The organism is Piscinibacter sp. HJYY11 (genome assembly GCF_016735515.1).
Classification (GTDB): domain Bacteria; phylum Pseudomonadota; class Gammaproteobacteria; order Burkholderiales; family Burkholderiaceae_C; genus Rhizobacter.
Window position 1 is genome coordinate 25,499 of sequence record NZ_JAERQZ010000002.1, and the last position, 11,361, is coordinate 36,859.

Sequence of the window (11,361 nt, forward strand, 5' to 3'; positions counted from 1 at the left end):
GCACTTGTCGATTTGAGCGGAGGTCGTTCGTCGTAGAGGCATGAACGACACCCCGACCCCCACCCGAGCCGGCCCACGCGAGTGGACCGGCCTTGCCGTCATCGCCCTGCCGTGCTTCGTGTACGCCATGGACTTGACGGTGCTCAACCTGGCCCTGCCGGCCATCAGCCGCGAGCTGCGCCCCACCGCGTCGCAGCTGCTGTGGATCATCGACATCTACGGCTTCCTCGTTGCCGGCTTCCTGATCACCATGGGCACGCTCGGCGACCGCATCGGGCGGCGCAAGCTGCTGCTGATCGGCGCCGCGGCATTTGCAGCGGCCTCGCTGGTGGCTGCCTTCTCCAGCACGCCGGAAATGCTGATCGCGATGCGGGCCCTGCTGGGCCTGGCCGGCGCGACGGTGGCGCCGTCGACCATGTCCCTGATCCGCAACATGTTCCATGACGAGCACCAGCGGCAGTTCGCCATCGGCGTGTGGATCGCGAGCTTCTCGCTGGGTGCGGCCATCGGGCCGCTGGTGGGCGGCGCGCTGCTGGAATTCTTCTGGTGGGGCTCGGTCTTCCTCGTGGCCGTGCCGGTGATGGTGCTGCTGCTCCTGCTCGGCCCGAAGCTGCTGCCCGAATACAAGGACCCGAACGCCGGGCGAATCGACCTCGCGAGCGTGGCGTTGTGTCTGGCGGCGGTGCTGCCTACCGTCTACGGCTTCAAGCTGATCGCCGAGCACGGCGTTGCGTTGGCAAACGTGCCGTGGCTCGTGGTGGGCATGGTGTGCGGCGTGTTCTTCGTGCGGCGGCAGAACGGGCTCGACTACCCGCTGCTCGACATGTCGCTCTTTCGCAGCGCCGCCTTCAGCGCGGCCATCACGGCCTACGGGCTGTCGGCGCTGGCGATGTTCGGCGTGTTCATCTTCATCTCGCAGTACCTGCAGCTGGTGCAGGGCCTGTCGCCGCTGCAGGCCGGCATCGCCACCGTGCCGGGGGCGCTCGGCTTCGTGGTGGGCTCCATGCTCACGCCACGACTGGCCCGGCACGTGGCACCGGCGGCCGTGCTGGTGTGGGGCCTGGTCGCGGCGGCGGCCGGCTTCGGCTTCATTTTCTTCGCCGGCACCGAGCACGGCCTCGCCTTGCTGATCGTGGGCAACGTGGTGATGAGCCTCGGCATGGCGCCGGTCTTCACGCTGGGCAACGAGATGATCATCACCGCCGCGCCGCCCGAGCGCGCGGGTGCGGCCTCGGCGGTGTCGGAGACCGCAGCCGAGTTCAGCGGCGCGATGGGCATCGCGCTCTTCGGCAGCCTGGGCACGGTGGTCTACCGCACCACGCTCGCCGACCTGCTGCCGGCCGGCCTGCCAGCCGAGACGGCGGCCACCGCGGCAACGACGCTCGGGGCCGCGATGGCTGCCGCACAGGCGCTGCCGGAGGCGATGGGCCAGCCCCTGCTGTCGGGGGCCACGGAGGCCTTCAACCGCGTGCTGCAGATCAACGCGATCCTCGGCGGGGCCATCGTGTTGGGGGCGAGCGCCATGGCCGCACGCATCCTGCGAAAGCGCTCGAACTGAGGGCCCAGCACTGATGATTCTGGGGGGATGGCACGCTTGACGCCTCCCCGTCGCCGGCTCGACGATGCACTCTCTCACCAGGGAGACAAGAGCATGGCGACCACCCCGAAGGTTCCGAAGAAGGCTCCAACAAAGAAGCTGCCCACGCAGCCCTTCCTGCGCGTCGCCAAGCCCGACCCGCCCGACGCACGCGACCGCCCCTTCCGTCCCCAGATCGGCCTGACACCGGCTGCGACCTGGTTCCCCAAGACCGGCCTGCCGGTCAAGAACCAGGGCGACACCAACGCCTGCACCGGCTTCAGCCTCGCACTCGTCGTCGAGCACCTGCTGCGCAGCTCCGGCCGCGAGAAGGCGCCGGCCATCTCGTCCTTCATGCTGTACTCGATGGCCCGCCGCTACGACGAGTTCCCGGGCTCGGTGCAGGACAAGGGCTCCAGCCTGCGCGGTGCGCTCAAGGGCTGGTTCAAGCACGGCGCCTGTCGCGAGGAATTGTTCAACGACCTCGCCATGCCACCGGCCAGCAAGAAGATCGAGGACGACTGGTGGTTCGATGCGGTGAAGCGCCCGCTCGGTGCCTACTACCGCATCGACACCCGCTCGCTCGCCGACATGCACGCCGCCATCAACGAGGTGGGCATCCTCTACGCGAGCGCCGGCTGCCATGCCGGCTGGGACGAAGGGCTCAAGCAGCCGCTGATGGCCAGACGCCCGGCGTCGTTCAAGAATGTGTGGGAGATCCCGGTCAAGGGCGGCCAGGCCGACCACCCGGGCCATGCGTTCGCGATCGTCGGCTACAACGAGCGCGGCTTCCTGATCCAGAACTCCTGGGGCCCGAAGTGGGGCTCGCACGGCTACGGCCTGCTCACCTACGACGACTGGCTGCGCAACGCGATGGACTGCTGGGTGGCGCAACTCGGCGTCGTCACACGCGACCACACCGAGATCTCGCGCAGCATCACGCTGCGCACCGACAAGCAAGGCAAGGTGGCCCTTGCCGCGAGCGAGGTGTTGCGCAACCGCGAGATCTCGCCCTTCATCCTCAACATGGGCAACAACGGCGCCCTGAGCAACAGCGGCGTCTTCCGCACGCAGCCCGACGACGTGCGGGCGCTGGTCGACGTGCACCTGGCCGAAGCGCGCAAGCGCTGGGGCCTGCAGAACGGCGTCGTCGACGTGTGCATCTACGCCCACGGCGGGCTGGTCGGCGAGGAGAAGGCCGCCAACATCGCGGCCGAGTGGATCCCCATGCTGTACGAGCAGAAGATCTTCCCCATCTTCCTGATGTGGGAGACCGAATTCTTCGGCACGCTCATCAACCTGATCACCGACGCCATCAAGGGCGTGCCGCGCAGCACCGGCTTCAGCTTCGAGGACTGGTGGAACGAGCGCATCGAGCAGCTCGTGGCGCGCCCCGGCACGCGCCTGTGGGGCGAGATGAAGCAGAACGCCGATGCGATGAGCGCCTACCGCGAGGGCGTGCCCGACGACGAGCAGGCCGGCCTCGTGCTGCTGTACCGCCACTTCAAGCACTCGGTGGCCGACAAGCGCGTGCGCCTGCACGTGGTGGGCCATTCGGCGGGCAGCATCGTGTCGAGCTTCATGATCGACCGGCTGGTGCAGGAGGGCATGCCCTTCGAGTCGGCCTCGTTCATGGCGCCGGCCGTGCGGGTCGACTGGTTCGACCGGCGCGTGCGGCCGCACCTGCAAAGCGGTGCGCTCAAGCGCTACCAGCAGTTCCACCTCACCGACCGGGCCGAGCAGGACGACGGCAGCTGCGGTGCCTACCGTCGCTCGCTGCTGTACCTGGTGAGCGAAGCCTTCGAGGGCGGTCGCAGCACGCCGATCCTCGGCATGCAGAAGTTCTTCGACGTCTATGGGGCGGGCCTGCCCAACACCACCGCCCACCTGGCCCCGGGCCCGGTGAGCGCCGCCACGGAGCACGGCGCCTTCGACGAAGACCCGGGGACGCGCAAGCGCATCCTCGAGTTCATCCAGCAGGGCTGATCAGGCGGCTTTGATCACGCCGCTTTGGCGACCGGCGGCTGGTCGCGCTTGAGCTCGCCGCCCAGCGCGTCGACGAGCTGGGGGATCAGCTGCGACAGCTCGCCGGTGGTGATGGCCACGTCGGTGTCGAAGCCGTTGTCTTCGCTTTGCGTCGAGCCGGCGCCTTCGAGCGCCACGTCGAGCAGCTTGATCTTCTTCAGCGCCATCGCCTCGTTGAGCACGAAGGAGACCCGGCCGTTCCACGTCATTGCCAGCGAGGTGGGCAGCTTGCCCTGCGTGATGTGCTCGCCGACCTCCTCGATGTCGAGCGTGTGGCGGGCGTAGCGCACGGTGGCCTTCTCGCTGTCGGGCTGCTTGAGCTCGCATTCGCGGTCGATGCTGAAGCCGGCCGGGGCCTCGCGCGTCTTCAGCCACTCGGCCATCGCGGTGGCGGGCGACATCTCGGTCTGCAGCAGCGTGAGCGTGATGCCACCGCCCAGCAGCTCCACCAGCAGCGAAACCACGCGGTCAGCCGCCTTGGTGCTGCCCGCGCCCACGACGACGAGCTGCGCGCGCGGGTCGATCCACACGGGGGTCGTCGAGCGCTTGGGAAACGCGCGCGGCAGCAGCCCGTGCACGATGTCTTCCTTCAGCGCCTTGGCCTTCTTGCCCTTGGGGCGGCGGCCGGTGTCGGCTTCGATCTTGTCGAGCTCGGCCTCGAGCTGGTTCTTGATGACCTGGCTGGGCACGGCCTTGCGCTCGGTGCAGAGCTTGAGGATGAGCTGGCCGCCCACGCCTTCCATCAGCGCGGCGTGCTTCTCGCCGCGGGGCTCGACCCAGCCGGCCGATTCGGGTTGCGAGGCTCCGCACTCGACGAAGCGGCCATTGAGCAGGCGCTTCTCCATCTCGGCGGAAGAGGGCGGCTCCCAGGAGCCGATGCGGTAGATGAGGGCGTTCTTGAACATGGGCCGCGGATTCTAGGGCGCGGCCTCCTGCTCAGATGGGTTTCGTGCGCTCGTCGAGCCAGGCCAGTGCGTCACCCGTCACGAGAGGCGCAATCCGCTCGCGAACCACCGAGTGATAGTGGTTGAGCCAGTCGATCTCGTCCTGGCGCAGCAGCGCGCGGTCGATGCAGCGGGTGTCGATGGGGCACAGCGTGAGCGTCTCGAATTCGAGGAACTCGCCGAAACGGCCGCCTTCTTGTGTGTCGGCCGGCACGTTGAGCACCAGGTTCTCGATGCGGATGCCCCACTGGCCTTCTCGGTACAGGCCGGGCTCGATGCTCGTGACCATGCCGGGCTCCATCGCCATGTGGGGCGAGGGCACCGCCTTCGAGATGCTCTGCGGGCCTTCGTGCACGTTGAGGAAGTAGCCCACGCCGTGGCCGGTGCCGTGGCCGTAGTCCAGGCCCTGCTCCCACAGCGGCGCGCGGGCGATGGCATCGAGCATCGGGGAGAGCGTGCCGCGCGGGAAACGGGTGCGGCTGAGCGCGATGGTGCCGCGCAGGACCAGCGTGTAGTCGCGCTTCTGTGCCGCGGTCGGTGTGCCAATCGGCCAGACGCGGGTGATGTCCGTCGTGCCGCCGAGGTACTGGCCGCCGGAGTCGATCAGCAGCAGCCCCTGCCCCTCGATCACCGCATGCGACTCGGGCGTGGCGCGGTAGTGCGGCATCGCACCGTTGGCGTTGAAGCCGGCGATGGTGGAGAAGCTCAGGCCCACGAAGCCTTCGCGTTTCGCGCGGGCGGCGGAGAGCTTTTCGTCGATGGTGAGTTCGGTGATGGGCTCGCTGCGCTCGGTGCGCTCCTGGCCGAGCGCCTGCTCGAACCAGGCGTAGAACTCGCACATCGCCGCGCCGTCCTGCACCATCGCCTGTCGGATGTGGGCAGCCTCGGCGCTGCTCTTGCGGCTCTTGAAGAGCGTGCTCGGGTTGATGGCTTCGATGACCTTGACGTGGGCCGGCACGTTCTCGCGCAGGCCGAGCGTCACGCGGGCGGGGTCGATCAGCAGCACGTCGCGCTCGACCAGCGCCTGGAGCGCCTTGCCGGCCTCGGCATACGGTGCGAGCGTCACGCCATCCGCCTGCAGCGCGGCCTGCACGTTCGCGGGCACCTTGCCGTCGGCGACGAAGAGCGTCGCACCGTGCAGCCCGATCAGCGCGTGGGCCAGGAAGACCGGGTTGTAGGTGACGTCGGCGCCGCGCAGGTTGAAGAGCCAGGCGATGTCGTCGACCGTCGAGACGAAGTGCTGGTTGGCGCCGTGGCGTGCCATCGCCTCGCGCACCTGGCCGAGCTTCGCGCTGCGCGCGAGCGGTGCATGTGGCGGCTGGTGCTCGTAGACCGGCGCATCGGGCAGGCCGGGGCGCTCGGGCCAGATGGCGGCAAGCACGTCGAAGTCGGTACGCAACTTCACGCCTGCGGCGGCCAGGCGGGTCTTGAGCGCCTGTGCCGCGGCAAGGCCCAGCACGCTGCCGTCGACGCCCACCGTCTCGCCCGCCTTCGCGGTGGTGGCGAGCCAGTCGAGGTGGTGCGAGGCGGCGCCGGTCGGGATCTTCACGAGCTCGATGCCGTTTCCGGCGATCTCGGCCTCGGCCTGCACCCAGTAGCGGCTGTCGGCGAACAGCGCGGCCTTGTCGAGCGCGACCGCCAGCGTGCCCATCGAGCCGGTGAAGCCCGACAGCCACTGCCGGCCCTGCCAGCGCTCGGGCAGGTACTCGGAGAGGTGCGGGTCGCTGGAAGGCACCAGGACAGCGGCGAGGCCTTGCTGCTTCAATGCGTCGCGCACGCGCTCGATGCGCAGGCGGATGGGGGAGGTGCGGGTGTCCATGGTCGGGTCCGATCGGGCTGCGGCCTGCCCGGGACGGGCCGGCGCCAAGGTGGGTTTGATTCTAGGAGTGGCCTTCGGGTTGCCCCGGCTGGCGGCGAGGTCTTCGGGGTCAGGCCAACGGCTGGGTGTCCGGGGCGTCTTGCAAGGGCGGGGCGAGCGGCGCTTCGGGCCCACGCGGGGCCTCCGCCACCACGCGCGCGTGGCGCTCGAAGGTCATGTACGCCCAGGCCCAGTCGATCAGCACCACCAGCCGGTTGCGGAAGCCGATGAGGAAGTAGATGTGCGCGAAGAGCCAGAAAATCCACGCGAGGAAGCCCGAGAAGCGCAGCGCGCCGAAGACCGGCACGGCGAGGTCGACGACGGCCGCCCGGCGGCCGATGGTCGCGAGGCTGCCGTAGTCGCGGTAGCGGAAGGCCTCGGTCGGCTCGTGCTTCAGCCGGCGCAGGATGTTGGCCGCGGCGAGCCGGCCCATCTGCTTGGCGGCCGGGCTCACGCCGGGCACGGGCGTGGGGTCGCCGTCGCCATAGCTGCGTGCGGCGGCGAGGTCGCCGATCACGTAGACGTTCGGGTGGTCGAGCAGGCTCAGGTCGGGCTGCACGACCACACGCCCGGCGCGGTCGAGCTCGGCGTTGGCCGTGGCGGCGAGCGAGCGGCCGAGCGGCGAGCCGGCCACGCCCGCGGCCCAGACCACGGTGCGCGTGGGCAGGTGGTTGGTGAGCAGCACGTCGCCTTCGTGGCCTTCGTAGGTGACGCCCGTCTCGTCGATCGCGTTCACCTTGCAGCCGGTGCGCACGTCGACCTTCAGGCGCTTGAGTTGCTCGCGCGCGCGCTGCGAGAGTTCGGGCACGAAGCTGCCCAGCACCTTGTCGGAGCCTTCGAGCAGCACCACGCGCGCGAGCTTGGAGTCGATGCGGCGGAACTGCTGCGCGAGCGTGTGCTGCGCGATCTCGGCCAGCGTGCCGGCCATCTCGACGCCCGTGGGCCCGGCGCCGACGACGACGAAGCTCATCCACGCGGCGCGCTCGGCCGGGTCGGCACTGCGCTCGGCGCGCTCGAAGGCGCCGATGACCCGCGCGCGGATGTCGAACGCATCGGCCAGCGTCTTCAGGCCCGGCGCGTGCTGCGCCCAGTCGTCGTGGCCGAAGTAGCTGTGCGTGGCACCCGCCGCGACGACGAGGTGGTCGTAGTCGAGCCGCTCGCCATCGTCGAGCACCACCGACTTGTCGGCCGCGTCGATGGCCGTCACCTCCGCCTGAAGCACGGTGAGGTTGCCGCGCCTCATCTCGCGGCGAAGGATGTGGCGGATCGGCGCCGAGATCGCCGGCGCCGAAAGCCCGGCGGTCGCCACCTGGTAGAGCAGCGGCTGGAAGAGGTGGTGGTTGGTGCGGTCGATCAGCGTGATGTTGACGGCGGCCTTTGACAAGGCCTTCACCGCTTCGAGGCCACCGAAGCCGCAGCCGATGATGATCACGTTGGGTTTGTGGTTGGGGCGGGGTTTCATCGGTCGTCTTGTTCTCAATTCCTGAAACCGGAAACGGTCATGGTGGCGTGCGCGCGACCTCTAAGCGCCCCCGCACAAGTTGGATGTGGCTGCGCAGCGCATACAGCTCATCCGCATAGCTCAGCGGCACCGACACCTGCTCCACGCTGCGCTCGATGTCGTCCAGCTCCTTCAGCAGCTCGGTGGCAGGCCGCTGCCCCTGCGCGTCCTCCACCACCCGCAGCCGCCCGTACCAGCGGAACACGCGAGAGCGGATGCGAAATTCATACAGCGGCGGGAGCACGCGGCTCAGCGGAATGAGGATCGCGACGATCGACAGCAGCGCCACCCACATGCGGTCGACCAGGTTGGCCAGCCAGAAGGGGAGGAAGCGTTGCAGGAAGGGTGGCCCCTTGGCGTAGAAGCGCTGGGCTTCGTCGGCGACGGGGCGCTCGGTGCCCTTGATGCTCGGAAAGTCGCCCTTGCGTTGGAACCAGCCGGCCTCGCCGTGGATCTGCTGCGCCGCCTGCACGAAGAGCTGGATCAGCGCCGGATGCGTGCCCTGACGGGCCACCAGCGTGGCGGTGGGGGCGACCAGGTGCACGTCGGCCGGTGGCATGTCGGCCGCGAGGTCGACCACGCCGCGCGGCAGCGTCACCGGGCTCAGGAAGGCGAAGCGGCGCGAGTAGGCGTCGGCCTGCGAGAAGCTGAAGAGCTTGATGCCGGGTGTCTGCAGCAGCATCTGCACCATCACCGACTCGGGGGCGCTGGCGAAGGTGACCGCGTCGATGTTGCCTTCGAGCAGGCCTTGCACGGCCGGCGTCTGCGGATTGCGCAACAGGGTGATGGTGTCGGTGTCGACCTTGTTGGCTTCGAGCAGCCGCCGCATCAGGTTGGGCACGCCGCTGCCGCGGGCGCCGATGTTGAGCTTCCAACCCGGCAGCTGGGCCAGGCTGGTCAGCGAATCGGCCTTCAGCAGGCGCTTGGCCGAATCCTCGCGGTAGAAGATCCACACCGGCTCGTAGAAGAGGCTGCCGAGCGACACCAGCGAGTCCTCTTCCTCCTCGGCCGGCCGGCGGTCGCGCTCGTCGGCGCCGCCTTGCACGAAGGCGATGTCGACACCGGAGGCCGGGTCGCGCAGCAGCCGCAGGTTCTCGGCGGCGCCATTGGTCGGCCTCAGTTCGACGGTGATGCCGTGCTGCTGGAGGAACTGCACATAGCGCTTGCCGAACTCGGCATAGGCGCCCTGGTCGACGCCGGTGGCCAGCACCACCTTGCGCGGCGGCGTGGGGTCGAGCACCCAGTAGGCCACCACGAGCAGCGCCAGTGCCAGCAGCAGGAAGGGGCCGGCGGTGGCGAGCAGGTCACGGGCCGACAGCAGCGTGTTGCGCAGGACTTTGGGCATGACGGGAACGATACCGTATGCTTTTTCGACCTTTGCCCTTTGACCCCAGATGCGCATCCTCCTCGTCGAAGACGACCGCATGATCGGCGACAGCCTGCGCAACACGCTGCGCCAGGAGGGCCATGCCGTGGACTGGGTGCGCGACACCGGCGCCGCCCAGGCCACGCTCGGCACGGAGAAGTTCGACCTCGTGCTGCTCGACCTCGGCCTGCCGCCCACTGCCGACGCCGCCCCCAGCGGCGAGGGCGGCTTGGGCGTGCTGCGCTGGCTGCGTGGCCGCGCCGACGCCACGCCGGTGATCGTGCTGACCGCGCGAGACGCGCTCGGCGACCGCGTGATGGGCCTCGACGCCGGCGCCGACGACTACCTCGCCAAGCCCTTCGAGTTCGACGAACTCAACGCCCGCATGCGTGCCGTGCTGCGCCGCCACAGCGGGCGGGCGCAGCCGGTGCTGTCGCACCGCGGCGTCACGCTCGACCCGGCCACCCACCAGGTCACGCACGACGGCCAGCCGGTGATCCTGTCGGCGCGCGAGTTCGCCGTGCTCGAGGCGCTGATGGCCCGCCCCGGCGCGCTGCTCTCGCGGGCTCAGCTCGAAGACAAGCTCTACGGCTGGGGCGAAGAGATCGAGAGCAACGCCGTCAGCGTCTACATCCACCAGCTGCGCCGCAAGCTCGGGGCGGAGTTCATCCAGAACATGCGCGGCGTTGGGTATTTCATTCCGGTATGAAGTCGATCAGGGCACGGCTGCTTCTGGTCCTCTTGGGCATGCTCACGCTCATCGCCCTCGTGATGGGCGGCGTGACCTACCGCAACGTGCTGGCCGAGACCGAGGCGCTGTTCGACTACCAGCTGCGCCAGATGGCCCTCTCCCTGCGCGACCAGGGCGAGATCAACGCCAGCCAGGCCGATGCCCTGGCCAACGACCAGCTCGATTTCGTGGTGCAGATCTGGACGCTCGACGGCCGCAGCATCTACGCCACCCGCCCGCACGAGGACCTGCCGGCGCGCGCGCTGCTCGGCCTGGCCGACGTGCACGTGAAGGGCCAGATCTGGCGCACCTACAGCGTGGCCACCCCGGGCCGCGTGATCCAGGTGGCGCAGCCGCTTGCCACGCGCAAGCGCCTGGCGGCCGAGGCGGCGCTGCGCAGCGTGGTGCCGCTGCTGGTGCTCGTGCCGCTGCTGGCGGCGCTGGCGTGGTGGCTGTCGGCGATGGCGCTGTCGCCGCTCAACCGGGTGGCGGCCGAGGTGACGGCGCGTGACCACAAGCTGCTGCAGCCGCTGGCCGAGCAAGGCCTGCCGCACGAGGTGTCGCCGCTCGTCAACGCGCTCAACGGCCTGCTGCAGCGCCTGGGCCAGACGCTCGACACACAGCGCGCCTTCCTCTCCGACGCGGCCCACGAGTTGCGCTCGCCGCTCACCGCGCTCAAGCTGCAACTCGAGTCGTTGCGGCGCGCGCCCGACGACTCCGCCCGCACGCACGCGATCGCGACGCTGGCGGACGGCATCGACCGCGCCGCCCGCATCGTCGAGCAACTGCTGGCGCTCGCGCGCAGCGAGCCCGGTGCCCAGCCACCGGCGATGGAGCCGATCGACCTCTCCGAGCTCGTGCGCCAGGCCGTGGCCGACACCGTGCCCTATGCGCTGTCGCGCGGCAGCCGCTTCGAGCTGCAGGCCGACGAGCCGATCATCGTGCGCGGCGAGCGCCAGGGCCTCACGGCGCTGGTGCGCAACCTCGCCGACAACGCGGTGCGCTACTCGCCGCCCGGCTCGCAGGTCGCACTGCGGGTGTTCAGTGAGACGGGTGTGCCCACCTTGCAGGTCGATGATGCCGGCCCCGGCATCCCGCCCCGCGAACGCGAACGGGTCTTCGACCGCTTCTACCGCCGCGCGGCGGGCGGCGAAGAAGGCACGGGCCTCGGCCTGGCCATCGTCAAGAGCGTGGCGGAGCGACACGGCGCCCGCGTCGTGCTGGCCGACTCGCCAGGCGGTGGCCTGCGGGTGAAGGTCAGCTTCTCGACGCCACCGGCCTGAGATCCCGGCGCCGCAGGCGCCCGCATGGGAACGCCGATTGCCTGAAGTCGCCACGCGGCTGGTTTACGCTCCCGGCCC

At 69.7% G+C, this 11,361-nt stretch carries 8 protein-coding genes; 4 read left to right on the forward strand and 4 right to left on the reverse strand.

The features are described from left to right. Window positions 1-40: 40 nt before the first annotated feature. Complete coding sequence (locus JI745_RS23850) at window positions 41-1,558, forward strand: MFS transporter (protein ID WP_201812853.1); 1,518 nt, start codon at window positions 41-43, stop codon at window positions 1,556-1,558. A gap of 93 nt (window positions 1,559-1,651) precedes the next feature. After that, complete coding sequence (locus tag JI745_RS23855; protein WP_201812854.1) at window positions 1,652-3,562, forward strand: C1 family peptidase; 1,911 nt, start codon at window positions 1,652-1,654, stop codon at window positions 3,560-3,562. Window positions 3,563-3,576: 14 nt separating this feature from the next. Here the strand turns inward: JI745_RS23855 and JI745_RS23860 are convergent, their stop codons facing one another. The 4 genes from JI745_RS23860 to JI745_RS23875 all read right to left on the reverse strand — a co-directional run bounded on the left by JI745_RS23860 (window position 3,577) and on the right by JI745_RS23875 (window position 9,249). Further along, a complete protein-coding gene (locus JI745_RS23860; protein ID WP_201812855.1) occupies window positions 3,577-4,506 on the reverse strand; it encodes a recombination-associated protein RdgC in 930 nt (309 codons plus the stop codon). Window positions 4,507-4,537: 31 nt separating this feature from the next. Next, window positions 4,538-6,364 (reverse strand): aminopeptidase P family protein, encoded by a 1,827-nt coding sequence (locus tag JI745_RS23865; RefSeq protein ID WP_201812857.1) that lies wholly within the window; start codon window positions 6,362-6,364, stop codon window positions 4,538-4,540. Window positions 6,365-6,473: 109 nt separating this feature from the next. After that, the gene (locus tag JI745_RS23870; RefSeq protein ID WP_201812859.1) at window positions 6,474-7,865 is read right to left on the reverse strand and encodes an NAD(P)/FAD-dependent oxidoreductase; all 1,392 of its coding nucleotides are present in this window, start codon (window positions 7,863-7,865) and stop codon (window positions 6,474-6,476) included. Window positions 7,866-7,902: 37 nt separating this feature from the next. Next, the gene (locus JI745_RS23875; RefSeq protein ID WP_201812868.1) at window positions 7,903-9,249 is read right to left on the reverse strand and encodes a TAXI family TRAP transporter solute-binding subunit; all 1,347 of its coding nucleotides are present in this window, start codon (window positions 9,247-9,249) and stop codon (window positions 7,903-7,905) included. Between the two features lie 49 nt (window positions 9,250-9,298). Between JI745_RS23875 and JI745_RS23880 the strand changes: the two genes are divergently transcribed. Further along, window positions 9,299-9,979, forward strand: a complete 681-nt coding sequence (locus tag JI745_RS23880; RefSeq protein WP_201812869.1) for a response regulator transcription factor — start codon at window positions 9,299-9,301, stop codon at window positions 9,977-9,979. Between the two features lie 38 nt (window positions 9,980-10,017). Beyond that, window positions 10,018-11,283, forward strand: a complete 1,266-nt coding sequence (locus JI745_RS23885; RefSeq protein ID WP_236675425.1) for an ATP-binding protein — start codon at window positions 10,018-10,020, stop codon at window positions 11,281-11,283. Window positions 11,284-11,361 lie beyond the last annotated feature (78 nt).

What these genes read in the sequence shown, in the direction of transcription:
- JI745_RS23850 (WP_201812853.1), top strand. Translation starts at nt 41, where the DNA reads ATGAACGACACCCCGACCCCCACCCGAGCCGGCCCACGCGAGTGGACC.
- JI745_RS23855 (WP_201812854.1), top strand. Translation starts at nt 1,652, where the DNA reads ATGGCGACCACCCCGAAGGTTCCGAAGAAGGCTCCAACAAAGAAGCTG.
- JI745_RS23860 (WP_201812855.1), bottom strand. Translation starts at nt 4,506, where the DNA reads ATGTTCAAGAACGCCCTCATCTACCGCATCGGCTCCTGGGAGCCGCCC.
- JI745_RS23865 (WP_201812857.1), bottom strand. Translation starts at nt 6,364, where the DNA reads ATGGACACCCGCACCTCCCCCATCCGCCTGCGCATCGAGCGCGTGCGC.
- JI745_RS23870 (WP_201812859.1), bottom strand. Translation starts at nt 7,865, where the DNA reads ATGAAACCCCGCCCCAACCACAAACCCAACGTGATCATCATCGGCTGC.
- JI745_RS23875 (WP_201812868.1), bottom strand. Translation starts at nt 9,249, where the DNA reads ATGCCCAAAGTCCTGCGCAACACGCTGCTGTCGGCCCGTGACCTGCTC.
- JI745_RS23880 (WP_201812869.1), top strand. Translation starts at nt 9,299, where the DNA reads ATGCGCATCCTCCTCGTCGAAGACGACCGCATGATCGGCGACAGCCTG.
- JI745_RS23885 (WP_236675425.1), top strand. Translation starts at nt 10,018, where the DNA reads ATGCTCACGCTCATCGCCCTCGTGATGGGCGGCGTGACCTACCGCAAC.